Raw genomic sequence first — 25,511 nt, 5'->3', positions numbered from 1 at the left:
GCAGACCTCTCCAACCACGCCCGCCTTACGTCGCCTACGCCAATCCTCCGCCGAAGCGCGCCCGCCATACCCGGCCTCCGCCACCCTCCACCGAAGCACGCCCGCCCACCCCGACCGAACCCCGTCACCCGAACTCGTCATACCGCGCCACCGCCGACCCCTCGACCCACACTTCCGCTCGGTTTCCGCAGCACGATCTCCTTGTCCCGCTGGGTTTCCGTCATCACTGTCCGTCCTTTGTGGAGTTGTCGACACCAACTCCACCATCCGCTGAAAAGAAAGGGAAAGACCGATGGACTCTGCCGCGATACCCTCGCGGTATGGACGACGTCGAGGTCCGTGAGCTGCGGTACTTCCGCGCGGTCGCCGAAGAGCTGAACTTCTCCCGCGCCGCCGAGCGGCTCGGGATGGCGCAGCCCCCGCTGTCGCGCGCGATCCGGTTGCTGGAGCGGCGGCTGGGTGTCCAGCTTTTCGAACGCACCAGCCGGCACGTCGAGCTGACGCCGGCGGGGAACGTCCTGTTCACGGAGTCGGCGAAGGCGCTGGACGCGGTCGCGAACGCCGTCCGGCGCACCCGGCGGGTGGCCCAGCAGCCACCGGCGCTCGTCGTCACCGCGAAACCCGGCGTGGCCACCGAACTGCTGCGGCGGATCGCCGACGCCTACCCCGGCCCGGTCGAGATCCGGGTCAGCGGGTTCGGCGAGCAGGTGAGCATGCTGCGCGACGGCCGGGCCGACGTGGCCCTGCTCGGCTGCCCGGGCGACCACGGCGACCTGGACGTCGAGGTGCTGTTCACCGAGCCGCGCGTCGCCGCGCTGTCGTTCCGGCACGAGCTTGCCGACCGGTCCGCGCTGACGTGCGCGGACTTCGCCGGGCGGCCGACGCCGTGCTGGCCGGACGCGTCGGCCGCGGACCGGGCCTACTGGGCGGGCCAGGACGTGACCGGCCGGCCGGTCACCCCGGGGCCGGTGGTACACGACAGCGCCCAGTTGCTGGAGACGGTCGCGCTCGGGCAGGCGATCGCGCTGCTGCCGGTGTCGTTCGCGGAGTGGCACCGGCGGGCCGACATCGTCTACCGGCCGGTCGGCGACGCGACGCCGTACTCGCTCGCCCTCGCCTGGCCGGCGGGTGCGCGGGACCTGCGGATCGCGGGGTTCGTGCGGACCGCCGCCGAGGTCAGCGACGCACAACCCCGGCCGGGAGCCGTCCAGGCCGGCTGACCGGGCGGATCAGCCCGCCTGCGCCGCCAGTTCGCCGCGGAACGTCGACCGGTACGCGCTCGGCGACACGCCGAGCGCGGCTTGGAAGTGCTGGCGCAGTGACGCCGCCGTGCCGAAGCCGGCTTCGGCCGCCACGCGGTCGACCGGCAGGTCCGACTCCTCCAGGAGCTGGCGGACGCGCTCGATCCGTTGCTGCGTCAGCCATTGCAGCGCTGAGACGCCGACCTCCTCGCGGAAGCGGCGGGTGAACGTCCGGGTGCTCATCGCCTCGCGGGCGGCGAGCTCGCGCAGCGTCAGCGGGCGGTGCAGGTTCTCCAGCGCCCACGCGCGCGCCGCCTTCGTCGACGACGTGCGCGGCTCCGGCACCGGCCGCCGGACGAACTGGGCCTGGCCGCCTTCGCGGTGCGGGGAAACGACCGTGCCGCGGGCGACTTCGTTGGCGACGGCCGCGCCGTGGTCGCGGCGGATCATGTGCAGCACGAGGTCGATCCCGGACGCGACGCCCGCGGAGGTCAGGACGTTGCCGTCGTCGGTGTAGAGGACGCACGGGTCGACCTCGACCTCCGGGAACCGGTTCTGGAGCTCGTCGGCGGAGCGCCAGTGGGTGGTCGCGCGGCGGCCGTCGAGGAGGCCGGCCGCGGCGAGGACGAACGCGCCGGTGCAGATCGAGGCGATCCGCGCGTCCGCGCGGAGGCGGTCCAACGCGGCGGCGAGGGGCGGGGTCAGCACGCGGGCCATGGGTTCGTACTCGGCCAGCGACGCGGGAACGATCACCGTGTCGGCCTCGGCCAGCATCTCGGGCCCGCGGTCGATCGGGATGGTGAAGTCCGAGTCGGTGCGGACCGGGCCGGGCTCGAGCGCGCAGGTCACGACCTCGTACAGCGGCTCGCCCGAGGCCGAACGCGCCTGGCCGAACAGCCGGTGGACGATGCCCAGCTCCATCACGAGCATGCCGTGCCGGACCAGTACGGCGACGTGGTGACGGTCCGGGTGCACGAATTCGGCCATGGCTCGATTCTTGCACATGTTGGCTATCAGGCCACTCGATCGAGCGGGCGGCCGGCGTGACCATCGAGGTCATGAACGTGTTGTGGGTTTTCGCGCATCCCGAACCGCGCTCCCTGAGCGGCGCCCTTCGCGACGACGGCCTCCGGACGCTCCGCGAGCTCGGTCACGACGTCCGGGAGTCGGACCTGTACGCGATGAAGTGGAACCCGGTCGTCGACGCGGCGGACTTCGGCGCCGAGGCGGGCGACGACCGGCTGATCGTCGGAGCGACGTCGGCCCGCGCGCACGCGAACGGCGAGCTGAGCCCGGACATCGTGGCGGAGCAGGAGAAACTCGACTGGGCGGACGCGCTCGTCGTGCAGTTCCCGCTGTGGTGGTACGGCTTGCCCGCGATCCTGAAGGGCTGGTTCGACCGCGTGTTCGTGAAGGGTTTCGGCTACGGCGTCCGCGGGGAGGACGGCCGTACCTCGCGCTACGGCGAAGGCCGGCTCGCGGGCAAGCGCGCGATGGTGGTGCTCACCGCGGGAGCCCGCGAGCCGGCCATGGGCCCGCGCGGCGTGAACGGCGCGCTGGACGAGGTCCTGTGGCCGTTGCAGCACGGGACGCTGTTCTACGCGGGAATGTCGGTCCTGCCGCCGGTCCCGGTGTACGGCGCCGACCGGGTCCCGGACGAGCAGTTCGCCGAAGCGAGGCAACGGCTACGAGAGCGCCTGCGAACGCTGGAGACGACGGAACCGATCCCGTTCCGCACGCAGAACGGCGGCGACTACGACGACGACCTGGTGCTGCGCCCCGAGCACGCCCCAGGCGCGACGGGGTTGGGTGTACACGTCAAGCCGGCAACGTGAGCCGCTGGCCCAGCCCTCCGTCCACCGGCAAATCCGCACCCGTCGTGAACGTCGCCTCGAAGGCCAAGAACAACACCGCGGCCGCCACCTCGGCCACCGTCGCGTGCCTCTTCAGCGGCGTCACCTCGTCGCCCGTCTCCTTGAACGCCGCCAGCACCTCGTCCGGCACTCCCGTCACCCCCATCGTCGGGGTGTCCGTGTAGCCCGGGCTGACGACGTTCACCCGGATCCCGCGCGGGGCCAGCTCGGCCGCGTACGTCAGCGCGAACGACCTCACCGCCGCCTTCGCCGCCGAATACGGGCCCATTCCCGCTATTCCCGCCCCCGCCGCCACCGAGGTCGTGAACACCAACGACCCTCCCGGCCGCACCAGGCCCGACAGCCGCTGGGCCGTGAAGTACGCGCCCTTCGCGTTCACGTCGAACGTGCGGTCGTAGATCTCCGGGGTCGCCTCCGCATACGGCGTCAGCGTGGCGAATCCGACGTTGAGGAACACCAGGTCCAGCGTCCCGAGCTTGTCCTCGGCCACCGCGGCCAGCGAGTCGATGTCGGTCAGCGACGCCGCGTCCGACGACAGCAGGTGCGCCCCCGGGATGTCCAGGCCCGAGACGTCACGGCCGGTCGCCAGGACCTCCGCGCCGCCGTCCAGCAGCGCGCGCACCACCGCCAGGCCCATCCCGTGCGTGCCGCCCGTGACGACCGCCTTCTTGCCCGAAAACCTCACCGGATCTCCTCGATGACACTCGCGATCGCGTGCGCGCCGTGGCCCGATGCCACCGCGCGGTCGAACAGCTCCCGCACCGCCGCGGGCACCGAAGCGTCGATGCCCTGGGCGCGGCTCGTCTCGACCAGCAGCCCCAGCCCCGCCGCGTTGATGTCCAGCGCCGACACGTCGGTCGCGTACTCGCCGCTCGCGACCTGCGCGCCGATCCCCGGCAGGAACCCGCCGACGGCCGAGAGCCACGACAACGCCATCGGGGTGAACGCCGCCGGCGCCACGCCCTCGGTGCCGACCAGTGCCAGCGCCTGCAGGTACCCCGCCATCGTCGACCACATGATGCCCAGCAGCGCCAGGTCGTACAGCGCCGCCAACCCGGCGTCCTCGCCGAGGAACACCGGCTCCCCCAGCACCGACAACACCTCGCGCTGCGCGGAAAACGCCGTCGGCGAGCCCCCGTAGAGGATTCGCGACTGCGCGGTCCCGATCCCCTGCGGAACGGCCATGATCACGCCGTCCACGTAGTCGATCCCCGCCGACGACGCCCACGCGGCAGCCGAACGGGCCTCCGCGGGCGTCCCCGAAGTCAGATTGACCAGCACCTTCGGCGAAGCCGCTTCCAGCACCGGCTGTTGAATGTCGTATGTGGACAGACAGCTGAGGACGACGTCCGCCGAGGCCGCCTCCGCGGGCGTCGCCGCGAGACGCGCGCCGCGGTCCACCAACGGTCCCGCCTTGAGCGGCGACCGGTTCCACACCACGACGTCGTGGCCCGCCCCCAGCAACGCGCCGGCGAGGGCGGCGCCCATCCGCCCCAGGCCGAGCACGCCCACCTGTTTCTTGCCTTCTCCCATGGCGATCATGCTGCTGACGCGCTTTACGATGGACAAGTACCGACTAATAAGTCAGGTACCCACCGAAACGTAAGGATCCTGGATGCTGGCGAGAACCTACCGCTGCGGACTGGACGCGGCGATCGACGTGGTCGGCGGCCGCTGGAAGGCGCTGATCCTCTGGGCGCTGCACGCCGAGCCGCTGCGGTTCGGCGAGCTGAAGCGGAAGGTGGCCGGCATCAGCGAAAAGATGCTCATCCAGGCCCTGCGGGAACTGGAGGCGGACGAAGTCGTGCACCGCGAGGTGTTCCACGAGATCCCGCCGAAGGTCGAATACTCGCTGACCGAGCTGGGTCAGCGGCTGAACACCGCGTTGCTGCCGCTGGGCGACTGGGGCGAGGAGAACATGGCCGGCATCGCGAAGCGCCGCGGCGTCACGCCGGCGCCCCCGCATACTCCTTCAGCGTGATCGCGTTGCCCGCCTTGAGCGGCAGCTCCTCGATCACCTTGCGCCACGGCAGGTACGGCAGCAGCTTGTAGTTGAGGTTGCGCAGCCGGATCCAGCCGCGCGTCGGCGGCACGAACCACTTCCCGTTGCCCTGGGCCAGTTTCTGGCACGCGTCGACGAAGCCGCGCATCTCGGATTCGTACGCGCGGAACGCCGAAACGTGGTCGCCGGCCGCCAGCTCGCCCGCCAGCACGTACGCGCCGACGATCGCCAGGCTCGTCCCCATGCCCGAAAGCGGCGAGGCGCAGTACGCGGCGTCGCCGACCAGCGCGACGCGGCCGCGTGAGTACGTGTCGAGCACGATCTGGCTGGCCGAGTCGAAGTAGAAGTCCGGCGCCTCGCGCATCGCCGAAAGCAGCTCCGCCGTTTCCCAGCCGACACCGGCGAACTTCTCCTCGACGATCCGGCGCTGCTGCCCGACATCGCGGTGGTCGTAGTCGAGCGAGTCCGCGCCGAACCAGAACAGCGCCTTGGCCTCGGCGTTGTCCCGCGCGCTGTAGACGCCGGCCGTGCGGTTCGGCTCGTTGTGGAACCGGCCCGCGTGGTCCAGGCCGAGGTGGTTGGGCACCGTGCAGATCGAGACGTAGTAGCCGAGGTCGCGGCGGTACCAGGACTCGTCGCCGAAGACCAGCGAGCGCACGGCCGAGTGCAGCCCGTCGGCGCCGACGACCAGGTCGAACTCGCGCGGCTCGCCGCGTTCGAACGTCACCGTGACCCCGTCCCGGTGGTCGAGGATGCCGGTGATCGCGTCGCCGAAGACGTACTCGACGTCGTCTTTCGTGGCGTCGAACAGGATCCGCGTCAGGTCACCGCGCAGGATTTCCAGCTCACCGCTCTGGAACGAGGCCGGCGTGACGGCGAGCGGGCGGTCGTCACCGTCCACATAGGTCACTTCGCCCATCCGGGTCGCGGCGGCTTCGACCTGCGCGAGCAGGCCCATCCGGTCGAGGACGCGCAGGGACGCGCCGCGGAAGTCGACCGCGTAGCCACCGTCGCGCGGCTCGGGAGCGCGCTCGACGACGGTGGGCGTGAAGCCGTGGCGGCACAGCCAGAAGGCGAGGGCGGGGCCGGCGACACCGGCGCCGGAGATGAGGACTCGTCGATTCGTCATGCCGAGAACCATAAGCGCGATTTGGGCGATCGCGCAAGGCGATCGCCTAAATCGATCGCCTAAGGCGTTCGTGCTAGGCTGCGGCCATGGGCAACAAGGAAGCACTGCTGGCCGGCGCGAAGCGCTGTCTCGACGAGAAGGGCTACGCCCGCACGACCGTGCGCGACCTCGCCTCGGCGGCGGACGTGAGCATGGCCGCCATCGGCTACCACTTCGGCTCGCGAGAAGCGCTGCTCAACACCGCGCTGATCGAGGCGAACGAGGAGTGGGGCGAGACGCTGGCCGGGGTGCTGCGGGTCGAGACGCCCGCGGGCGCGTCGCCGGCGGAGCGGTTCGAGCTGATCTGGCGCCGCGTGATCGAGACACTGGACGAGCACCGCCGGATGTGGGCGGTCAGCATGGAGGCCTGCTCCCAGCCCGACCTGGACCCCGAGGTGCGCACGCAGCTGGGCAACGCGCTGGAGCAGGCCCGCTTCGGCCTGGCGAACCTCTTCCAGGGCCTCGACGACGGGAGCGACGAGGCCCGGGCCGTCGGCACCGTGCACCAGGCCCTGCTCTCGGGCGTGGTGCTCCAGTGGCTGATCGACCCGGACCGCGCCCCCTCGGGCGCCGACCTGGTCCGCGGCCTCCGCCTGATCGCGGGCGACGTCCTTACGCGGTGACCAGGTCCGCGCCGGCGAAGAACGTCGAGGCCGCCGCCATCGCGTCGGCGTCCAGGAGCACGTCGCCGGGGCGGCTGCCGTTGCCCAGGAGCACGCCGCCCCAGTCCATGGCCAGGTACTCCGCGCACAGCTCCAGCGTGCCGATCAGCGGCTGGGCCTCGCGCGCCGTCTCGCTCAGCACGCTCACGCCCCACAGCGTCTTGCCGCGCATCTTCGGCTTGAACTCGACCGGCAGCCGCATCCAGCCCGACCAGTAGTCCAGGTAGAGCTTCACGCTCGCCGCGACCGAGTACCAGTACACCGGCGACACGATCACGATGTCGGTCGCCGCGAAGGTCGCGTCCATCAGCAGCTGCTCGTTCTCGCCGGGCTCGGGATGCGAACCGGCGCCGTGGCGGCGGTCCTCGAACGGCGGCAGCGGCAGCTCGGGCAGCCGGAGCCACCGCTGCTCGACGTCGCCGGGCAGCTCCTTCGCCGCCCGCCGGGCCAGCATCTCGGTGTTCCCGCCGGCCCGCGCCGCGCCGACCAGGAAGAGGAAGTTCCGCGTCATCGTCGATCCCCTCAGTTATTTGCATGTACATATAAAGACTGCCCATGGACTATCCTGGCGTCAAGAGGAGGGCGGGAAATGACCGTCGACGAACAGTCCTGGGGACGCATGCTCGTGCTGCACGCCCGCATCGAGCAGGATCTGGGGAAAGCGCTGCAACGGCGTCACGGGCTCGGCCTCTCCGAGTACCGCGCGCTCGGCAAGCTGGTCGCGGGCCCGCGCGGCGGCCTGCGGATGCAGGAGCTCGCCGAGGCGATCGGGCTCAACCAGAGCTCGGTCAGCCGGATGTGCGCACGCCTCGAAGACGCCGGCCTGACCGTCCGCGACCTGTGCGAAGACGACCGCCGCGGCGTCTACTCGGTGATCACCGACACCGGCCGCAAGCGCTACGCCGAGACCGAGCCGACGTACTGCGCGGTGCTGCGGACCTCGTTGGACAAGGCCGCGAGCGACCCGGAGCTGACCGCCGCGGTCGCCGCCGTCCGCGGCGCTTGACCCGCATATGCCTCGGTGGTTATATACGGGCATGCCCGCCGAACTGCTGACCGACGAGGAACGTCCCGCCCTCCGGCTGGAGCGCCGGCTGAAGCACGCGCCCGAGCACGTCTGGCGCGCCATCACCGAGCCGGCCGAACTCGAGCACTGGTTCCCGGCGAAGGTCGACGTCGAGCTGCGGGCCGGCGGCGCCATCCGGTTCACCTTCCCCGGCCAGGACACCTCGACGACCGGCCGGGTCGTCACGGCCGACCCGCCGCGCGAGTTCACCTTCGTCTGGAACGACGACACCCTGCGCTGGCTCATCACCCCGGACGGCGAGGGCAGCCTCCTGGAGTTCACGCACACGTTCGGCCGCGGCGAGCCGGCGATCGCGAAGCTGGCCGCGGGCCGCACCGCCGCCGGCTGGGACTTCTGCCTCGACGCCCTCGACGCGCGGCTGTCCGGGCGCGACTTCGAGCAGCCGGAGGACTGGCACGGCCCGATGGCGTCCTATGTGGACGAATTCGGCCTCGGCGACGGGGAGGTGCTCGAAGACGGCACGATCCGCTTCCGCCGCGACCTCGTCTGGAAGCCGGTGGACGAGGTCCGCGCGCTGCTCCCGGACGAACCCGGCTGGCACGTGCTCCAGGATCCCCTCGACGGCACCCGCGTCGAGCTCACCGAAGCGCCGGAAGCGGACGTCCCCGCGCAGCTGGCCCGGCGTCACGAGCAGCTCGACAAGCTCTTCGCCGCGACGCACGGCGTCGACCTGCCGGACTGGACGCCGGAGCACGTCGAGGCCGTGACGAAGCACTACGCGGAGCGTCCGACCCAGGGTTGACGCGCGGCGCCCGCGGGCGCATTACGTTCGGTTCATGCGAATTCGCGTGGTGCTGGACGCGCTCGCCGTCCTGGTGCTGGCGGTCGGGGCCGGCGGGAACCTCGCCGCCGGGGCGTGGGCGCTGCCGCCGTGGCTGCCCGGGTGGCTCGGCTGGACGATCATGCTGACGAGCGTCACGCCGATCCTGCTGCGGCGCTGGTGGCCGCGGCCCGCGTACGTCCTCGCGCTCGTGCTGACCGCGACGGCCATCCCGATCGGCGGGCCGGTGCTCGCGGTCGCCGTCGTGGGGGCCGGGTGCGCGCTCTACACGTTCGTCGTGGCGCGGGGCAGCCGCGCGTCGCGGGTCGGGTTCGCGGCCGGGCTGCTCGCGATCGGCCTGCTCGGCGTCGCCGTGCCGAACCCGAGCGTCGCCACCACGATGAACTTCGGGGCGTCGGCGCTGATCGTCGGGTTCGCGCTCGGCATCGCCGTCCACGGCCGCCGCGAGTACGCCGCGGCCGAGCGGGAAAACCACGCGCGGGAAGCGGTTTCCGCGGAACGGCTGCGCATCGCGCGCGAGATGCACGACGTCGTCGCGCACAGCATGAGCCTGATCGCGGTGAAGGCGGCGGTCGGCAACCACGTCGCGCTGGAGCAGCCCGCCGAAGCGCGCGAAGCGTTGCACGTCATCGAAGACACGAGCCGCGAGACGCTGGCCGAGCTGCGGCGGATGCTCGGCGTACTGCGCGACGGCACCGGCGTTCCGGCGCTGGCGCCCGCGCCGACGCTCGACGACCTGCGCGCGCTCGCCGACCGCGCGCAACTGGCGGGCCCGGCCGTCGACCTCGCCGTCGAGGGTCTCGCCGAGCTGCCGGGCGGGGTCGGCCAGTCGGTGTACCGGATCGTGCAGGAGGCGCTGACCAACGTGGTCAAGCACGCGGGGGCGGCGAAGTGCCGTGTCCGCGTCACGGGCGGCGAAGGCGAAGTGAGCATCGAGGTCCGCGACGACGGCCGGGGCGGCTCGGCGACCCCGGGCCACGGGCTGATCGGGATGCGCGAACGCGTGGCCGTCTACGGCGGCGAGTTCTCCGCGGAGCCCGCCGACGTCGGCTTCCGCGTCTTCGCGCGCCTCCCCTACGAGACGGCGGCGGCCCGATGACCCGCGTCCTCATCGCCGACGACCAGGCGCTGCTGCGCGGGAGCTTCCGGGTGCTGGTCGACAGCGCGCCGGGGCTGGAGGTGGTCGGCGAGGCGTCGGACGGCGTCGAGGCGGTGGCGCTGGCGCGGCGGTTCACGCCGGACGTCGTGCTGATGGACGTCCGCATGCCCTCGATGGACGGCATCGAGGCGACGCGCCGGATCTGCGCTTCCTCGGACGTCCGGGTGTTGATGCTGACGACGTTCGACCTGGACGAATACGTGTACTCGGCACTGCGCGCGGGGGCGAGCGGGTTCTTGCTGAAGGACACGCGGCCGGCGGACCTGCTGTCGGCGATCTCGATCGTGGCCGCGGGTGAGGCGCTGTTGGCGCCCTCGGTGACGCGCCGGCTGGTGGCCGAGTTCGCGCGGCTGCCGGCGGGCCCGGTGACGACCCGGCTGGACGGGATCACGGCGCGCGAGCAGGAGGTGCTGACGCTGATCGCGCGCGGGTTGTCGAACGACGAGATCGCCGCGCGCCTGCACCTGGGCATCGCGACGGTGAAGACCCACGTCGGGAGGCTGCTGCACAAGCTCGGCGCCCGCGACCGGGCCCAGCTGGTGATCGCGGCCTACGAGTCGGGCCTGGTCCACCCCACCGCGTCGTGAGTGGTAATTCGGGTCAGAACCCCAATTGCCACTCACGACAGCGTCAGCCGAGGGCGCGGGTGAACGGAGCGAAGCGGAGTGAGGCATCGCCCGGGAGCGGGCGGCCACCCAAGATCAGGCGCGGTGCCGAAACACCGGGCACCAGCCCGCGGTCCCGCAGCCACGTCGTGAACGACGGGAACCGGTAGTCCGGATCCACCCGCACCTCGCCCGGCACGGACCTCGCCACGCCGCGGACCACCGCCTTGGCCGCGTCCTCCGACTCCGCCACCACCGGACCGATCACCGTCACGTGCCCGATGTCGACCCCGAACGCGAACCCGCCGTCCGCCACGTACGGCGTCCCCAGCCGTTCCAGCAAGGGCCGCCGTCCGACGCCCTGGGCGCGCAGGTCCAGCGGCACCACCGAAGACAACGACCCCGGCGCCGCCCCCGGCCCGCCGTCGTCGGCGAACGTCCCGACGTGGCCCCGGCACCCGCCGTCGGCGACGAAACCCATCGACTCGTACAACGGCCGGCCGGACGCCGACGCGTGCAGCCACACCGCCCGGTCGCCCGCCGCCGCAAGCGCTTGCGCCGTGATCGCGCGGCCCAGCCCCCGCCGCTCGAACCGCCGCGCGACCAGCACCATCGAGATCGACGCCACCGTCCCGAATGGAACCACCGCCGCGCACGCCGCGAGCCCGCCGTCCGGGGCGTCCACCCCAAACACCTGCCCGACCTCGTGGAGCAACCGCCACTTCGGGGGCTCGCGCGGCCACGACCTGGACTCCGCCAGATCGGAGCAAGCCGGCAGGTCCGCGGCACCGAGCGTCCGGATCTCCATGGACGTTGCCTACGCCACACGCGAAGTGACTTGCAAGTAGCTAAGCTCCGATGCCATGAGCAGTGCGACGGAGCCGCTCGGGACGCCGCCCGAGGATGAACCGGACATCCACACCACGGCCGGCAAGCTGGCCGACCTGTACCGCCGGTACGACGAGGCGGTGCACGCGGGCTCGGCCCGCGCGGTGGAGAAGCAGCACGCCAAGGGCAAGAAAACCGCGCGGGAACGCATCGAGCTGCTGCTCGACGAGAACTCGTTCGTCGAGCTCGACGAGCTCGCCCGGCACCGCTCGACCAACTTCGGCCAGGAGAAGAACCGGCCCTACGGCGACGGCGTCGTCACCGGCTACGGCACCGTCGACGGCCGCCCGATCTGCGTCTTCAGCCAGGACGTCACCGTCTTCGGCGGCAGCCTCGGCGAGGTCTACGGCGAGAAGATCGTCAAGGTCATGGACCTGGCGATCAAGACCGGCCGCCCGATCGTCGGCATCAACGAGGGCGGCGGCGCGCGCATCCAGGAAGGCGTCGTCTCGCTGGGCCTCTACGGCGAGATCTTCAACCGGAACGTCAAGGCCTCCGGCGTCATCCCGCAGATCTCGCTGATCATGGGCGCCAACGCGGGTGGGCACGTCTACTCCCCCGCGCTGACCGACTTCGTCGTGATGGTCGACGAGACCTCGCAGATGTTCATCACCGGCCCGGACGTCGTCAAGACGGTCACCGGCGAGGACGTCACCTTCGAGGAGCTCGGCGGCGGCCGCACGCACAACACGAAGTCCGGCGTCGCGCACTACCTCGGCAATGACGACGAAGACGCCATCGCGTACGTCAAGGAACTGCTCTCCTACCTGCCGCAGAACAACCTCTCCGACGCGCCGGTGTTCGAACCGTCGGACAACCCGGCCGGCTTCTTCGACAACGTCACCGACGCCGACCGCGAGCTCGACACGATCATCCCGGACTCACCGAACACCCCGTACGACATGCACGAGGTCATCAACCGCGTCCTCGACGACGGCGAGTTCCTCGAGGTCCACGAGCTGTTCGCGCCGAACATCCTGGTCGGCTTCGGCCGCGTGGACGGCCAGAGCGTCGGCGTCGTCGCCAACCAGCCGACGCAGTTCGCCGGCTGCCTCGACATCGACGCGTCCGAGAAGGCCGCGCGGTTCGTCCGCACCTGCGACGCGTTCAACATCCCGGTGCTCACCTTCGTCGACGTCCCCGGTTTCCTCCCGGGCACCGACCAGGAGTGGAACGGCATCATCCGCCGCGGCGCGAAGCTGATCTACGCCTACGCGGAGGCGACGGTCCCGCTGGTCACGATCATCACGCGCAAGGCGTACGGCGGCGCGTACGACGTCATGGGCTCCAAGCACCTCGGCGCCGACATCAACCTCGCCTGGCCGACCGCGCAGGTGGCGGTGATGGGCGCCCAGGGCGCGGCGAACATCGTGCACCGCAAGACGCTCGCGAAGGCGGCTTCCGAAGGACAGGACGTCGACGCGTTGCGCGCCGAGCTGATCCAGGAGTACGAGGACACGCTGCTCAACCCGTACGCGGCGGCCGAGCGCGGTTACGTCGACTCGGTGATCGTGCCGGCGCACACGCGCGGCCACGTCGCGCGCGCGTTGTCGTTGCTGCGCAACAAGCGCGAGTCGCTGCCGCCCAAGAAGCACGGGAACATCCCGCTGTGAGCGGCGAAGAAGAACGTCCCCTGCTGCGGGTGGTCCGAGGAAACCCGAGCGACGCCGAGCTGGCGGCGCTGACGGCGGTCGTCGCCGCGGCGTCGGCGGCTTCGCCCGCGGAGAAGCCGAAGCCGCGTACGTCGTGGTGGGGCGATCACGCTGCTTCGCTGCGTAAACCGCTCCACCCCGGCGAAGGTGCTTGGCGCGCTTCGGGTCTGCCCGGTTTCTAGACGACGTCCAGGAACACCGTCGGGACTTCGTTGTCCCGCACGACCCGGCCGAGCAGTGCCGCGAGGCGGTCGCGGTCCGTCGCGGGCAGGCCCGCGGCCAGGTCGTCGACCCGCCGGCACGTCGCCGCGTAGAAGTCCTCCGCCAGGTCACGGCCTTCGTCGGTGAGCACGACGTGCACCGCGCGGCGGTCGTCCGGGTCGGGCTCGCGGCGGACGAGCCCGCGCCGGACCGCGCGGTCGACCAGCCCCGTCAAGCTGGACTTCTCGAGGCCGAGCGTCGCGCCGAGGTCGCCCATGCCGTACGGCCGGCCCATCAGCACGCACAACAGCTGCCCCTGCTGCACGGTCAGCCCGTACTCGCGGGCCGACTCGGCGTAGACGGCGTTCACCAGGAACGACGCCCGCACGAGCCCGGCCACCACGCCGAGGTCCTCCCCGTGTTTCCCCATCGCGCCAGCCTACTTCGCGACGGCTTCCCGCACGGCGGGCACGATCTCCTCCGCCCAGCGCGCGGCGGACACCGCGTCGGGGGTGGTGCCGCCGGGGCCGAAGAGGACGAACCCGGCGGCGTCGTGCTCCAGCACCGCGCCGGTCAGCTCCTCGACCCACTGGCCGGCCGAGCCGCCGACCCAGCGGCCGTCATCGGTGCGGGTCTTCGCCAGCGACTCGGCGGTGATGCGGCCGGGGAAGTTGTAGACGGTGGCGACGTCCGCGGGGTCGCGCCCGGCGTCGACGGCGGCCTTGTCGATCAGCGGACGCGAGGTGCGGAAGCGCTCACTGAGCCAGTCGGCGGCGTGGCCGGGCATCCACCCGTCGGCGACCCGCCCGGTGACGGCGAGGGACTTCGGCCCGACCGAACCGGTCCACACGGGAGGCATGGTCTCGGCGGCCGGTTCCAGGTCCGTGACCTGGTAGAACTCGCCGTCGAAGGTGACGGGTGCGCCGCCCCCGCCGAGCATCTTGACGAGCCGGATGCCCTCTTCGAAGGCCCGGACGGCCTGCCCGGGAGTCAGCTTGGTGAATCCGAGCCGCGCGATGTCGTCCCAGAGGCCGCCGACCCCCATCCCGAGCACGATCCGGCCCCCGGTGAGGGCACTCAGGCTCGTGACAGTGCGCGCAAGCATCGAGGCGGGCCGCGTCGGCAGGTTGGTGACGCTGACCAGGCCGGAGATCCGTTCGGTGCGCCCGAGCAGGACCCCGATTTCGGCGTACGCGTCGAGCCGGTCGGCGTGGTAGGGGTGATCGGAGACGGTGAGCAGGTCCAGCCCGGCGCGATCGACCTGGACGGCGAGTTCGAGGGTGCTCGGGACGGCGGAGACCGCGGTGGAGACGCCGATGCCGAAGTGCGTCATGATTCCTCCCAGTGTTAGTTCGTGCTACGAACTGACTATACATAGTTCTTAGCACGAACTAACCCCTGGCGGCCAGGCGCGACCCCGACGGCCCGGCCGGATATTCGGTTTCGCCCGGACTCCGCGGCGGCTAACGTTGCTCTCGCCCGGTGCGGCGGTGAGGGTTACTTCTCTGGTATCCCATGGGTTCGACTCCCGAAAGCCTTCACCACTTCGATCTCGGGCGGCGTCACGGCTTCACCGATGCCCGGTGCGCAGGCGAGGGTTACTTCCTTGTAATGGGCAGGTCGGGGGTTCGAATCCCTCCCGGGCCACACGGTCCGGTAGCTCAGCCCGGCAGAGCAGCAACGTACCTTCACCGACTTCGATCTCGGGCATCGCTGAAGCCGTGACCACGAAAACCCAGGGGGAGAAATGAGCAAGTTCAACACCGCACGCGCGCCGGCCGCGACCTCGCCGGTCCGTGGCGACGCCACACCTTCCGGTGTCACCTACGAGGGTGGCCCCGGCTACGCGCGCGACGTCCGGTCCGAACTCTTCCTGCTCGCTGTCACCAACATGGTCGGCGAGCACACCTTCTACGAGTCCGCGAACGCGCGCGACACGCGGTACACCGCGCTCGTCCGCGCCGCAACGCTCGAGGATCCACAGTGGACCGCGCGGTTCCTGCGCTGGCTGCGCTCCGAGGCGCACCTGCGCACCGCGTCGCTCGTCGGCGCCGCCGAGTTCGCCAAGGCTCGGCGCGACGCCGGGCTCGACGGGCTCGGCCGGCAGGTCGTCGCCGACGTCCTGCAGCGGGCCGACGAGCCCGGGGAGCTGCTCGCCTACTGGACTTCCGTGCACGGCAGAAACATCCCGAAGCCGGTCAAGCGCGGCGTCGCCGACGCGGCGCGGAAGCTCTACGACGAGCGCGCTTGCGTCAAGTGGGACTCGGCGGCGCGGGCGTTCCGCTTCGCCGACGTCCTCGAGCTGACCCACCCGGCGAACGGCGACACTCCGCTGTTCAAGCACATCCTCGACGAACGGCACAGCCGCGGGAACCCGCTGCCGGCCGAGCTGACCGTGCTGCGAGCCCGTGCCGAGCTGATGGCGTGGGACGCGCCGCGCCGGCGTGCGCTGTTCACGCGGCCGGACGCGGCGGACGTCCTGCGCGCGGCGGGCATGACGTGGGAGTCGGTCGCCGGCTGGCTGCAGGGCCCCTTGGACGCGCGCGTCTGGGAGGCGCTGATCCCGTCCATGGGCTACATGGCGCTCGCCAGGAACCTCAGGAACTTCGACGAGACGGGCGTCTCGGACGACGTCGCGCGGCGCGTTGCCGCGAAGCTCGCCGATCCGGCGCAGGTCGCGAAGTCGCGGCAGCTGCCGATGCGGTTCCTGTCGGCCTACCGGGCCGCGCCGTCGTTGCGGTGGGCGTGGGCGCTGGAGCAGGCGATCGCGCACTCGCTGGCGAACGTTCCGGAACTGCCGGGCCGGACGCTCGTGCTCGTCGACACCTCCACGTCGATGAAGATGGGCTTCAGCCGTGACGGCACCCTGATGCGCTGGGACGCCGCCGCGGTCTTCGGCCTCGCGCTGGGCCGCCGGTGCGCGGACGCCGACGTCGTGTCGTTCTCGGACGGCTTCCTCCTGGGCGGCCCGCACACGAAGGTGTTCAAGCTGCGTCCGGGCGGGTCGCTGCTGAGTGACGTCGAGCGCTGGAAGTCCCGCGGGTACTTCCTCGGCGGCGGCACGAACACGGCAGGTGCGTTGAAGCGGCACTTCGCGCAGCACGACCGCGTCGTCATCCTCACCGACGAGCAGGCCGGCCACGGCGACGTCGGCCACGCGCTGCCCGCGCACGTGCCGCTGTACACGTGGAACCTGGCCGGCTACCAGTACGGTCACGCGCCGTCGGGTGCCGCACACCGGCATACGTTCGGCGGGCTGACCGACCAGGCGTTCCGGATGATTCCCCTGCTCGAAGCCGGGAAGAACGCCGACTGGCCGTTCTGAGAGAAGCCGCGGAGGCCCCCATGACGGGATCATGGGGGCCTCCACGCTGTGTACGGACCGTCACAGGATTGGCCATGGACCGCGCACTATTCTGCGCCGTATAGTCCACGTGGAATAAACGACCTGGAGTCATCCGAAGGGACCAACGATCATGGCCTCGGCCAAGCTGACCCCGCTCGGTCTCGCCGTGCTGGAACTGCTCCACGAGAAGCCCATGCACCCGTACGAGATGGCGTCACTGATGCGGGAGCGGTACGTCAGCACCCGCGTCAACGTGAAGGCCGGGTCGCTCTACCACACCGTGGAACGCTTGCAGCGCAGCGGTTTCATCGAGGTCGTCGACACCCAGCGCGACGGCAGGCGGCCCGAACGGACCGTCTACGGCATGACCCAGGCCGGCCTGGACGAGTTCAACCAGCGCGGCCGCGAGCTGCTCGGCGACCTCGTCGAAGAGTTCCCCGCGTACCTGTCCGGGCTCGCCGTGATCGACGAGCTCGGCAAGGAGACGTCGCTGATCGAGCTCGAACACCGGATCACGCGCCTGCGCGCGGCCGTCGCGGCCGACCAGGCCGTGCTCGAGCGCCTCGCCGAGGACCACACGCCGCCGATCTACTGGCTCGACTGGAAGTACAAGTGCGACCAGCGGAAGTTCGAGCTCGAGTGGACCGAGCGCCTGCACGAAGACCTCGAGTCCGGGCGGATCCCGTTCCAGGACTGCGAACAACCGAAGCTCACGCTCATCACCCAGGAAGACGACGATGAACGCAAGACAAGCTAACCCGTGGGCGGCGCTCGGCGCGCTGTGCCTCGGCTTCTTCATGATCCTGCTCGACACGACGATCGTGTCGATCGCGATCCCGACCATGTTGCGCGAACTGAACGCCGGGCTGAACTCGGTCGTCTGGGTGATCAGCGTCTACCTGCTCACCTACGCCGTGCCGATGCTGTTCACCAGCCGGCTCGGCGACCGCTTCGGCCCGAAGCGGGTGTTCCTCGCCGGGCTGGTCGTGTTCACCGGCGCGTCGCTGTGGTGCGGCCTGTCCGGCAACGTCGAGATGCTGATCGCGGCGCGCGCGGTGCAGGGGCTCGGCGCCGCGCTGATGACGCCGCAGACGCTGGCGTTCATCACGCACCTGTTCCCGCCGGCCAAGCGCGGCCCGGCGATGGGCATGTGGGGCGGCGTCGCCGGCCTGGCCACGATCGCCGGCCCGCTGCTGGGCGGCGTGCTCGTCGACCACTTCGGCTGGGAGTGGATCTTCTACGTCAACGTGCCGATCGGCGTGATCGCCATCGGGATGACGCTCGCCCTGGTGCCGGACTGGCAGCCGAAGCACTCGCACTCGTTCGACCTGCTGGGCATCTTCCTCTCCAGCGCGGCCCTGCTCTGCATCGTGTTCGGCGTCCAGAACGGCCAGCAGTACGACTGGGGCACCGTCTGGGGCGGGATCACGGTGTTCGAGATCATCGGCGCCGGCGTGCTGCTGCTGATCGCGTTCCTGGTGTGGCAGCGGTACAACAAGCGCGAACCGCTGCTGCCGCTGCAGGTCTTCTCGAACCGCAACTTCTCGGCCGGGACGCTCACGGCGACGACGGTCGGCTTCGCGATGACCGGCATGTTCCTGCCGCTGGTGATCTACATCCAGTCGGTGCTCGGGCTCACCCCGACGATGGCGGGGCTGCTGACCGCGCCGATGTCGCTGCTGTCGGGGATCGTCGCGCCGTTCGTCGGGAACCTGTCGGACAAGGTGAACGGCAAGTACCTGGTGATGTTCGGGCTGGCGGCGCTGGCGGCCGGGCTGGGGATCATCGCGCTGCAGGCGTCGCCGGACAGCAGCCCGTGGAGCTTCGTCCCGGCGCTGCTGGTGTGCGGCCTGGGGATCGGCTGCATCTTCTCGCCGATGAGCAACATGACGATGGGGTCGGTGGAACCCCGGCTGGCCGGGACGGCGTCCGGGATCTTCAACACCTCGCGCCAGGTCGGCGGCGTGCTCGGCTCCGCGGCGATCGGCGTGCTGCTGCAGGCGCGGGTGAGCTCCTCGATCGCGGACGAGGCGGCGAAGGCGGCGACGCAGCTGCCGGAGCAGTACCGGGCGCCGTTCGCCGAGGGGATCGCGAAGGCGGCGGCGAGCACCGGTGAGTTCGGGTCGGCCGGCGGGCCGTCGCCGATGCCGGGGCTGCCGGCCGAGGTCGCCGCGCAGGCGGGCCGGCTCGCATCCGACGCGGTCCACAGTGGACTGACGGACGCGGCCCGCGTGACGATGCTGCTGCCGATGGTCGTGCTGCTGCTGGGCGTGCTTTCGGCGGCGATGCTGCGGAAGGTGAAGCCGCGCTGGGCAGCCCCGGCGCCGGCTCCCGAAACCGCCGCGGCGTGAAAACCGGGCGAGCCTCCGGTGGTCGGGTACCGGAGGCTCGCACGGACCGCGGGAGCGGTGGTCTAGCGGGCGGCTTTCGGCGCCGACGCCGAGTCCGCGCGGATGGTCTCGCGGCCCTTCGGGGTCCGCAGCCTGGCCCACCACAGCGGCTGCGACCTGGTGGCTGACGTGGCCGTCACCCGTACGGTCATCGGTCACCTCCGAGCATCCCGGTGCCATATGTTGCGAGCCACAACAAACTAACTCCGTTGCGAAGTGGCGCCGGTCACAATTCGGTCACGACGGGCCGCCGGGTACGTTCGTCCCGTGCAGTTCGTCCTCGCCTCCCAGTCCCCCGCCCGCCTCGCCCTCCTGCGCTCCGCGGGCCTCGATCCGGCCGTGTTCGTCTCCGGCGTCGACGAAGACGCCGTCGCCGCGTCGCTGACCGACCCGGCGCCGTCGGAACTGGTCGCGGCCCTCGCCGCGGCCAAGGCCGAAGCCGTCATCGACAAGGTCGCCGCGGTCCACCCCGACGCCGTCGTCGTCGCCTGCGACTCGATGCTGCACATCGGCGGGCAGATGGTCGGCAAACCGGCCGATCCGGACACCGCGCGGCAGCGGTGGGCCGCGATGGCGGGGGCAACCGGTGAACTGCTCACCGGGCACGCGGTCGTCCGGCTCGACGGCGGGACGCGCGCGAAGGAGACCAGCGGCTGGGAATCGACCACCGTGCGGTTCGGCACGCCCAGCCCCGCGGAGATCGACGCCTACGTCGGCACCGGCGAGCCGCTGCACGTCGCCGGCGGGTTCACGATCGACGGCCTGGGCGGCTGGTTCGTCGACGGGCTCGACGGCGGCCACACGAGCGTCATCGGCATCAGCCTCCCGCTGACGCGCCGGCTGCTCGCCGAGGTCGGCGTGAGTGTCGTGGATCTCTGGCGGACTCCCGCATCCTGAGAAGGACGCCACACGAACGGCTGATCCGGAAGAGTCCCGCCTTGCTTAACGTTCTTCTGACGAGGCAAGACAGGAAATTTCGAGCACCGGAGTAGCCCCGTGTCTTTCGTACGGACATACACCAAGCCGCGGGTGTTCGCGGCCGCGGTTCTCGGCTCCCTCGTCGTCGGCGCCGCGCTCGGCGTCGTCGCGCGGCAGACCGAGGCCGGCTGGCTGACCGATCTCCTCGACCAGATCGGCACCATCTTCACCACGCTGCTGCAGATCGCGGTGATCCCGCTGGTCTTCACGGCGATCGTGGTCGGCATCAACAGCCTGCGGAAGCTCGGCGGTGGCCGCACCGCCGCCCGCCTCGGCGGCAAGACCGTGATGTGGTTCGCGATCACGTCGTTCATCGCGTCGCTGATCGGCATCGCGGTCGGCAAGATCTTCAACCCCGGCTCCGGCGGGCTCGGCGGCGTCACGGCGACCGCCAAGAACGCGGACAAGGCCGCCGCCAGCGTCGACCACTGGGGCTCCTGGGACGCCTTCGTCAACGGGCTGCTGCCCGAGAACTTCCTGAAAGCGTTCACCGACGGTGAGACGCTGCAGGTGCTGTTCCTCGCGCTGGTGATCGGCGCGGCCGCGTACAGCCTGGGTGACAAGGCGAAGCCGTTCGTGGACTTCACGACGAGCGTCTTCGAGATCATCCAGCGCTACCTCGGCTGGATCGTCCGGCTGGCCCCGATCGGCATCATCGGCCTGATCGGCGCGGCCGTCTCCAACTACGGCGACGCGTTGTTCCGCCCGCTGTTCTCGACCACGCTCGCGGTCTACGTCGGCTGCCTGCTCGTGCTGTTCGTCGTCTACCCGATCCTGCTGCGGTTCGTGGCGAAGGTCAGCCCGCTGACGTTCTTCTCCAAGGCCGGCACGGCGATCCAGTTCGCGTTCGCTTCGCAGTCTTCGGCCGCGACGCTGCCGCTGACCCGCCAGTCCGCGGTGAACCTCGGCGTCCAGCCGGCGTACGCGGCCTTCGCGACCCCGCTCGGCAGCGCGACGAAGATGGACGGCTGCGCGGCGGTGTTCCCGGCGATCGCGGCGATCTTCGTCGCCAACCTGGCCGGGGTGTCGCTGAACTTCTGGCAGTACGTGGGCATCGTGGTGGTCGCCGTGGTCGGCGCGCTGGCGACGGCCGGGACCACCGGCTGGCTGACGGCGTTCACGCTGACGACGTCGTTCATCGGCCTCGACGCCAAGCAGGTGGCCCTCGGCCTGGCGCTGATCTACTCGGTCAACCCGATCATGGACATGATGCGCACGGCGACGAACGTGGCCGGCCAGATCGTGGTCCCGACGATCGTGGCGCGCACCGAGGGCCTCCTCGACGACGAGGTCTTGAACGCCCCGACCGACCGCCCCCAGACGACGGACGAAGGCACCGAAGCCCGCCACACGGAACCCGCCCCCGCCTGACCCGAAGTCCGTGAATGGCACATTGAGGGACACTTGGTCCCTCAATGTGCCATTCACGGCGGTTCAGGAGCTGGGGCAGGTGCGGAGGTCGGCGCGCGTGAGGCGGATGTCCGGCCAGCCGCGCAGGTCCGAGGGTGACGTGTACCGCCGCGTGCAGCCGACCGGCTTGCCCGACACGTCGTACACCTGGCCGAGCACCGGGGCCGCGTCGCACTTGGCCGTGCCCGGGTCCGCGCCGCGGCAGTCGTGGCGGACCACGATCACGTCGGGGCGGCCGTCGGCCGTGACGTCGTAGAGCGACAACGTCCCCGCGTCCGCGAAGTACGGCTTGCCCGGCGCGCGCCACACTCCCCCGCTCGCCACGAGCAGCTCGCCGTACGCCGCCTTGCCCTCTTGGCCGACGTCGCCGCGGACCAGGCACGTCGGTGCCGTGCCGTCGATGCAGCGCAGCGAGTTCTGGTCCAGGCGCGCGCCCAGCTTGGCGATCGACAGCTCGAACACCGTCCCCGGCTCGGCCCCGACGCGCACCCGCGCCGATCCGCCCGCCGCGTCGGAGAGCAGCACGACCGGCGTCCCGCCGACCGTCACCGCCGCGAGCTCGCGGCACGGGCCGCCGCCGCACGTCACCGCCGCGGTCACCGGGGCCGCCGCCGGCTCGGCCGCGCCGGCCGGCGCCTCCGGGCGCGGGCGCAGCAGGAAAACCGCGCCGATCGCGCCGAGCGTCACCACCGCCGCCAGCACGGCGGTGAGCAGCGCCGACCGAGGCGTCCGCGCTGCCGAAGTCCGCATGAGACAGAGCGTAAGCCGCTTCGCGACTGTGTGTGGGCGGCGCCCCGGCGGGGTGTGGCCGAAATCCCCCGGCCGTGCACCCCACCAGGTCAACCCGGCTTGACGGAGCGTATCCGTCTATGTTGTCCGGGTGACCAACCCGAACCTGCCTCCCGCCCTGTACCTGCCGACCGGCCCGGCGAGCGCCGAGACCGAAGGCGCGTCGATCGAGCTGCGCCGCACGCCCGACGGCCGCACCGCCCTGGTCGCGTTCACCGCGCTGGACCGGCTGATCGACTGCTGCGGCGAGCACCAGCCGTGGGTCCTGGTGAACACCGAGCACCTGCCGAAGGTGCACGCGGCGAACCCGTACGACGTCATCGTGCTCGACTCGCCGCTGCCGCAGGAGCTGCGCCACCACGTCTGAGCGTGGTTCAGCTCTCACTCAAGAGACTCCCGACGCCAGGTCCGTAGACTCCCCGGTACCGCGAAGGCGGTCAGCAATGCAGCTGTCGGGACGCAGGAGGTGCGGGGTGGCCGAGCAGGTCGGCGAATCCACCGGTGGTCCGGTGACCAAGATCCTGGTCGCCAACCGGGGCGAGATCGCGGTACGCGTGATCAGAGCCGCCAAGGACGCTGGGCTGACCAGCGTGGCGGTGTACGCCGATCCGGACCGCGACGCACCGCACGTGCGCCTGGCGGACGAGGCGTTCGCGCTCGGCGGCACGACGGCCGCCGAGAGCTACCTGAACTTCGACAAGCTCCTCGACGCCGCCAAGCGCGCGGGCGCCGACTCGGTGCACCCGGGCTACGGCTTCCTCTCCGAGAACGCGGACTTCGCCCAGGCCGTCCTCGACGCCGGGCTGACCTGGATCGGGCCGAGCCCGCAGGCCATCCGCGACCTCGGCGACAAGGTCACCGCCCGCCACATCGCGATGCGCGCGGGCGCGCCGCTGGTGCCGGGCACGAAGGAGCCGGCCAAGGACGCCGACGAGATCGTCGCGTTCGCCGACGAGCACGGCCTGCCGGTGGCCATCAAGGCCGCGTTCGGCGGCGGTGGCCGCGGCCTGAAGGTCGCGCGCACCCGCGAAGAGATCCCGGAGCTGTTCGAGTCGGCCACGCGTGAGGCCGTCGCCGCCTTCGGCCGCGGCGAGTGCTTCGTCGAGCGCTACCTGGACAAGCCGCGCCACGTCGAGGCGCAGGTCCTGGCCGACATGCACGGCACCGCGATCGTCGTCGGCACCCGCGACTGCTCGCTGCAGCGCCGCCACCAGAAGCTCGTCGAGGAGGCGCCCGCGCCGTTCCTGAGCGACGAGCAGCGCAAGCGCATCCACGAGTCCGCGAAGGCGATCTGCAAGGAAGCCGGGTACTACGGCGCCGGCACGGTCGAGTACCTCGTCGCCACCGACGGCACCATCTCCTTCCTCGAGGTCAACACGCGGCTGCAGGTCGAGCACCCGGTTTCGGAAGAAACCACCGGGCTCGACCTCGTGCGCGAGATGTTCCGCATCGCGCGCGGCGAGAAGCTGCGGATCACCGAGGACCCCGAGCCGCGCGGTCACTCGATCGAGTTCCGCATCAACGGCGAGGACGCCGGCCGCGGCTTCCTGCCCGCCCCGGGCACGGTGACGAAGTTCGTCGCGCCGAGCGGGCCGGGCGTGCGCGTCGACTCCGGTGTCGAGTCCGGCAGCGTGATCGGCGGCCAGTTCGACTCGATGCTGGCGAAGCTGATCGTCACCGGGTCGGACCGGAACAACGCCCTGGAACGCAGCCGGCGGGCCCTGGCCGAGATGGTCGTCGAGGGCATGGCGACGGTGCTGCCGTTCGACCGCGTGATCGTCGACGACCCCGCGTTCATCGGCGACGAGAACGGCTTCAGCGTGCACACGCGCTGGATCGAGACGGAGTTCGACAACAAGATCGAGCCGTTCGTCGCGCCGGACGTCGAGGCCGCCGAGGAAGAGCCGCGCCAGAACGTCGTCGTCGAGGTCGGCGGGCGCCGGCTCGAGGTGTCGCTGCCGGGCGGGTTCGCGCTCGAAGGCGGCGGCGGGGGCGGCACCGCCGTCAAGGCGAAGCCGCGCAAGCGCGCCGGCGGCGGCAAGGCCGCGGTGAGCGGCGACGCCGTCACCGCGCCGATGCAGGGCACCATCGTCAAGGTCGCGGTCGAAGAGGGCCAGAGCGTCGAAGCCGGTGAGCTGATCGTCGTCCTCGAGGCGATGAAGATGGAGAACCCGGTCACCGCGCACAAAGCGGGCACGATCACCGGCCTTTCGGTCGAGGTCGGCGCCGCCGTGACGCAGGGCACGCAGCTTCTCGAGATCAAGTAGCGCAGTTCGTTACAGATGTCGTGGTGGGCCGCCCCCGGGGCGGCCTACCATCGACTACGTGACCGAAGTCCCGTCTCCGCAGCTGCGGATCAGCGACCAGAACCGCGAGTCCGCGCTGTCCGCGCTCGGTGAGCACATGAGCGCGGGGCGGATCGACATCGAGGAGTACGGCGAGCGCTCGGCGCGGATCACCGCGGCCAAGACGCGCGGCGAGCTCGTCGAACTCTTCGCGGACCTCCCCGCGCCGCACCCCCAGTACGAGGAAGTCCGGCAAGCCGTCGCGGCTCCCGAGCCGGCCGCCGCGCCCGTGCCGGCGGCCCCGCGCACGCCCGACCAGTGGTCGCCGCCGCAGCGGTTCCTCGCCGCGATCGTGCCGCTGGCGTTCATCGCCGCGATCGCGCTGATCGCCACGGGCACGCTGGCCTGGCCGATCATCTTCGTCCCGATCGGGCTGACCGTGTTCGGCAAGTCGATGTGGGGCCACGACTGGAACCACGACCAGCACCACCGCGACCGCCGTGACCGGCACCTGCGCGACCGGGACCGGCGGCGCGAGCTGCGCGACTCGTTCCGCGACCACCGGCGCGGCCTGGACCGCTGATCCACCGTGGGTGACATGCGGTTGAGCGACGACGAACGCCAGGACGCCCTGGACGTCCTCGAAGAGCACGTCCGCAGCGGACGGCTCGACATCGACGAGTACGGGACCCGCTCCGCGAAGGTCACCGCGGCCAAGCGGGTCAGCGAGCTCGTCCCGCTCTTCGACGACCTGCCTTCGCCGCGCCCGAGCGCCCTGCTCAACGGGGCCACCGCGCCCCAGGTGCCGGTGATGTCCGGCGACAGCGCGCTGGTCACCTTCCTGCAGCGCGGCGCGGTCCCGATCGCGATCGTCCTGGCGATCGTGGTGCTCATCCTGTCCCGCGGCCGGCTGCTGATCGTCTCGGTCGCGCTGCCGCTGGTGATCGCGATGCTCGCCGGGGCCCGCCGGCGGCGCTGAGCCTGCGAGAATCG

The 25,511-nt window shown here is 71.2% G+C and carries 29 protein-coding genes; 19 read left to right on the top strand and 10 right to left on the bottom strand.

Features of this window, described 5'->3' with window-relative positions:
* Nucleotides 1–320 precede the first annotated feature (320 nt).
* Nucleotides 321–1,220, top strand: a complete 900-nt coding sequence (locus tag BLV96_RS36195; RefSeq protein ID WP_086677070.1) for a LysR family transcriptional regulator — start codon at nt 321–323, stop codon at nt 1,218–1,220.
* 9 nt (nt 1,221–1,229) lie between these two features.
* On the opposite strand, the gene BLV96_RS36190 is transcribed toward BLV96_RS36195, so the two are convergent.
* A complete protein-coding gene (locus BLV96_RS36190; protein ID WP_086677071.1) occupies nt 1,230–2,228 on the bottom strand; it encodes a GlxA family transcriptional regulator in 999 nt (332 codons plus the stop codon).
* A 71-nt stretch (nt 2,229–2,299) separates the two neighbouring features.
* Between BLV96_RS36190 and BLV96_RS36185 the strand changes: the two genes are divergently transcribed.
* A complete protein-coding gene (locus tag BLV96_RS36185) occupies nt 2,300–3,076 on the top strand; it encodes an NAD(P)H-dependent oxidoreductase (protein ID WP_086677085.1) in 777 nt (258 codons plus the stop codon).
* Here BLV96_RS36185 and BLV96_RS36180 read toward each other — a convergent pair.
* Together BLV96_RS36180 and BLV96_RS36175 are read right to left on the bottom strand one after the other, a co-directional pair.
* On the bottom strand, nt 3,060–3,800 hold the full coding sequence (locus tag BLV96_RS36180) for an SDR family oxidoreductase (protein WP_086677072.1): 741 nt from the start codon (nt 3,798–3,800) through the stop codon (nt 3,060–3,062). The genes BLV96_RS36185 and BLV96_RS36180 overlap by 17 nt on opposite strands.
* A complete protein-coding gene (locus BLV96_RS36175) occupies nt 3,797–4,648 on the bottom strand; it encodes an NAD(P)-dependent oxidoreductase (protein WP_244180732.1) in 852 nt (283 codons plus the stop codon). Before BLV96_RS36175 ends, BLV96_RS36180 begins: the two co-directional genes overlap by 4 nt.
* Nucleotides 4,649–4,730: 82 nt before the next feature.
* On the opposite strand from BLV96_RS36175, the gene BLV96_RS36170 reads away from it, so the two are divergent.
* Complete coding sequence (locus tag BLV96_RS36170) at nt 4,731–5,096, top strand: winged helix-turn-helix transcriptional regulator (RefSeq protein WP_208608416.1); 366 nt, start codon at nt 4,731–4,733, stop codon at nt 5,094–5,096.
* Here BLV96_RS36170 and BLV96_RS36165 read toward each other — a convergent pair.
* Complete coding sequence (locus BLV96_RS36165; protein WP_143051071.1) at nt 5,062–6,246, bottom strand: FAD-dependent monooxygenase; 1,185 nt, start codon at nt 6,244–6,246, stop codon at nt 5,062–5,064. The genes BLV96_RS36170 and BLV96_RS36165 overlap by 35 nt on opposite strands.
* A gap of 86 nt (nt 6,247–6,332) precedes the next feature.
* Here BLV96_RS36165 and BLV96_RS36160 point away from each other — a divergent pair, with 86 nt between their 5' ends.
* Nucleotides 6,333–6,908, top strand: a complete 576-nt coding sequence (locus tag BLV96_RS36160; RefSeq protein WP_086677074.1) for a TetR/AcrR family transcriptional regulator — start codon at nt 6,333–6,335, stop codon at nt 6,906–6,908.
* Here the strand turns inward: BLV96_RS36160 and BLV96_RS36155 are convergent.
* Complete coding sequence (locus BLV96_RS36155) at nt 6,898–7,458, bottom strand: NAD(P)H-dependent oxidoreductase (RefSeq protein WP_086677075.1); 561 nt, start codon at nt 7,456–7,458, stop codon at nt 6,898–6,900. The two genes, BLV96_RS36160 and BLV96_RS36155, sit on opposite strands and share 11 nt — an antisense overlap.
* 78 nt (nt 7,459–7,536) lie before the next feature.
* On the opposite strand from BLV96_RS36155, the gene BLV96_RS36150 reads away from it, so the two are divergent.
* From BLV96_RS36150 to BLV96_RS36135, 4 genes are read left to right on the top strand one after another with little or no spacing between them, the layout of a single operon-like run.
* Nucleotides 7,537–7,953 carry a MarR family winged helix-turn-helix transcriptional regulator gene (locus BLV96_RS36150; RefSeq protein WP_086677076.1) on the top strand — a complete coding sequence of 139 codons (417 nt, stop codon included), beginning with the start codon at nt 7,537–7,539 and terminating at the stop codon, nt 7,951–7,953.
* 31 nt (nt 7,954–7,984) lie between these two features.
* Nucleotides 7,985–8,776, top strand: coding sequence for an SRPBCC family protein (locus tag BLV96_RS36145; RefSeq protein ID WP_086677077.1), 792 nt, complete (start codon nt 7,985–7,987; stop codon nt 8,774–8,776).
* A gap of 34 nt (nt 8,777–8,810) precedes the next feature.
* Entirely contained in the window at nt 8,811–9,914 is a 1,104-nt protein-coding gene (locus BLV96_RS36140) for a sensor histidine kinase (RefSeq protein ID WP_086677078.1), read from the top strand.
* Nucleotides 9,911–10,561, top strand: a complete 651-nt coding sequence (locus tag BLV96_RS36135) for a response regulator (RefSeq protein WP_086677079.1) — start codon at nt 9,911–9,913, stop codon at nt 10,559–10,561. Before BLV96_RS36140 ends, BLV96_RS36135 begins: the two co-directional genes overlap by 4 nt.
* 43 nt (nt 10,562–10,604) lie before the next feature.
* Here BLV96_RS36135 and BLV96_RS36130 read toward each other — a convergent pair whose 3' ends face one another.
* Complete coding sequence (locus BLV96_RS36130) at nt 10,605–11,387, bottom strand: GNAT family N-acetyltransferase (RefSeq protein ID WP_086677080.1); 783 nt, start codon at nt 11,385–11,387, stop codon at nt 10,605–10,607.
* A 55-nt stretch (nt 11,388–11,442) separates the two neighbouring features.
* Between BLV96_RS36130 and BLV96_RS36125 the strand changes: the two genes are divergently transcribed.
* Nucleotides 11,443–13,080: an acyl-CoA carboxylase subunit beta gene (locus tag BLV96_RS36125; protein ID WP_091390043.1), complete on the top strand. Its 1,638-nt coding sequence runs from the start codon at nt 11,443–11,445 to the stop codon at nt 13,078–13,080.
* Nucleotides 13,077–13,301, top strand: a complete 225-nt coding sequence (locus tag BLV96_RS36120; RefSeq protein WP_086673772.1) for an acyl-CoA carboxylase subunit epsilon — start codon at nt 13,077–13,079, stop codon at nt 13,299–13,301. The genes BLV96_RS36125 and BLV96_RS36120 overlap by 4 nt, the downstream gene beginning before the upstream one ends.
* Here the strand turns inward: BLV96_RS36120 and BLV96_RS36115 are convergent.
* Together BLV96_RS36115 and BLV96_RS36110 are read right to left on the bottom strand one after the other, a co-directional pair.
* Nucleotides 13,298–13,750, bottom strand: coding sequence for a MarR family winged helix-turn-helix transcriptional regulator (locus tag BLV96_RS36115; RefSeq protein ID WP_086673774.1), 453 nt, complete (start codon nt 13,748–13,750; stop codon nt 13,298–13,300). The genes BLV96_RS36120 and BLV96_RS36115 overlap by 4 nt on opposite strands.
* 9 nt (nt 13,751–13,759) lie before the next feature.
* Nucleotides 13,760–14,653, bottom strand: coding sequence for an LLM class flavin-dependent oxidoreductase (locus BLV96_RS36110; protein ID WP_086673776.1), 894 nt, complete (start codon nt 14,651–14,653; stop codon nt 13,760–13,762).
* A gap of 414 nt (nt 14,654–15,067) precedes the next feature.
* On the opposite strand from BLV96_RS36110, the gene BLV96_RS36105 reads away from it, so the two are divergent.
* The 3 genes from BLV96_RS36105 to BLV96_RS36095 all read left to right on the top strand — a co-directional run bounded on the left by BLV96_RS36105 (nt 15,068) and on the right by BLV96_RS36095 (nt 19,017).
* Entirely contained in the window at nt 15,068–16,645 is a 1,578-nt protein-coding gene (locus BLV96_RS36105) for a TROVE domain-containing protein (protein WP_086673778.1), read from the top strand.
* A 151-nt stretch (nt 16,646–16,796) separates the two neighbouring features.
* Complete coding sequence (locus BLV96_RS36100; RefSeq protein WP_086673780.1) at nt 16,797–17,423, top strand: PadR family transcriptional regulator; 627 nt, start codon at nt 16,797–16,799, stop codon at nt 17,421–17,423.
* A complete protein-coding gene (locus tag BLV96_RS36095; protein WP_086673782.1) occupies nt 17,404–19,017 on the top strand; it encodes a DHA2 family efflux MFS transporter permease subunit in 1,614 nt (537 codons plus the stop codon). Before BLV96_RS36100 ends, BLV96_RS36095 begins: the two co-directional genes overlap by 20 nt.
* A 62-nt stretch (nt 19,018–19,079) precedes the next feature.
* Here BLV96_RS36095 and BLV96_RS51330 read toward each other — a convergent pair whose 3' ends face one another.
* The gene (locus tag BLV96_RS51330; protein WP_279627567.1) at nt 19,080–19,208 is read right to left on the bottom strand and encodes a hypothetical protein; all 129 of its coding nucleotides are present in this window, start codon (nt 19,206–19,208) and stop codon (nt 19,080–19,082) included.
* Nucleotides 19,209–19,323: 115 nt separating this feature from the next.
* Between BLV96_RS51330 and BLV96_RS36090 the strand changes: the two genes are divergently transcribed.
* Together BLV96_RS36090 and BLV96_RS36085 are read left to right on the top strand one after the other, a co-directional pair.
* Nucleotides 19,324–19,953 carry a Maf family protein gene (locus BLV96_RS36090; protein ID WP_086673784.1) on the top strand — a complete coding sequence of 210 codons (630 nt, stop codon included), beginning with the start codon at nt 19,324–19,326 and terminating at the stop codon, nt 19,951–19,953.
* A gap of 99 nt (nt 19,954–20,052) precedes the next feature.
* Nucleotides 20,053–21,405 (top strand): dicarboxylate/amino acid:cation symporter, encoded by a 1,353-nt coding sequence (locus BLV96_RS36085; RefSeq protein WP_167379847.1) that lies wholly within the window; start codon nt 20,053–20,055, stop codon nt 21,403–21,405.
* Nucleotides 21,406–21,468: 63 nt separating this feature from the next.
* Here the strand turns inward: BLV96_RS36085 and BLV96_RS36080 are convergent, their stop codons facing one another.
* Nucleotides 21,469–22,194 carry a hypothetical protein gene (locus tag BLV96_RS36080; protein ID WP_086673788.1) on the bottom strand — a complete coding sequence of 242 codons (726 nt, stop codon included), beginning with the start codon at nt 22,192–22,194 and terminating at the stop codon, nt 21,469–21,471.
* A gap of 130 nt (nt 22,195–22,324) precedes the next feature.
* Here BLV96_RS36080 and BLV96_RS36075 point away from each other — a divergent pair, with 130 nt between their 5' ends.
* The 4 genes from BLV96_RS36075 (at nt 22,325) to BLV96_RS36060 (ending at nt 25,497) form a co-directional block, all read left to right on the top strand.
* On the top strand, nt 22,325–22,600 hold the full coding sequence (locus BLV96_RS36075; RefSeq protein WP_086673790.1) for an SAV_915 family protein: 276 nt from the start codon (nt 22,325–22,327) through the stop codon (nt 22,598–22,600).
* A gap of 106 nt (nt 22,601–22,706) precedes the next feature.
* Nucleotides 22,707–24,500 (top strand): acetyl/propionyl/methylcrotonyl-CoA carboxylase subunit alpha, encoded by a 1,794-nt coding sequence (locus BLV96_RS36070; RefSeq protein WP_086673792.1) that lies wholly within the window; start codon nt 22,707–22,709, stop codon nt 24,498–24,500.
* Between the two features lie 58 nt (nt 24,501–24,558).
* Nucleotides 24,559–25,101 carry a DUF1707 SHOCT-like domain-containing protein gene (locus tag BLV96_RS36065; RefSeq protein ID WP_086673794.1) on the top strand — a complete coding sequence of 181 codons (543 nt, stop codon included), beginning with the start codon at nt 24,559–24,561 and terminating at the stop codon, nt 25,099–25,101.
* 6 nt (nt 25,102–25,107) lie between these two features.
* Nucleotides 25,108–25,497, top strand: a complete 390-nt coding sequence (locus BLV96_RS36060; RefSeq protein ID WP_086673796.1) for a DUF1707 SHOCT-like domain-containing protein — start codon at nt 25,108–25,110, stop codon at nt 25,495–25,497.
* Nucleotides 25,498–25,511: the final 14 nt, after the last annotated feature.

Origin of the sequence: Amycolatopsis pretoriensis (assembly GCF_900107925.1) — a bacterium.
GTDB classification, from domain to species: domain Bacteria; phylum Actinomycetota; class Actinomycetes; order Mycobacteriales; family Pseudonocardiaceae; genus Amycolatopsis; species Amycolatopsis pretoriensis.
Note: the sequence above shows the minus strand (reverse complement) of the source record. Positions and strands in the feature narration are given on the sequence as shown.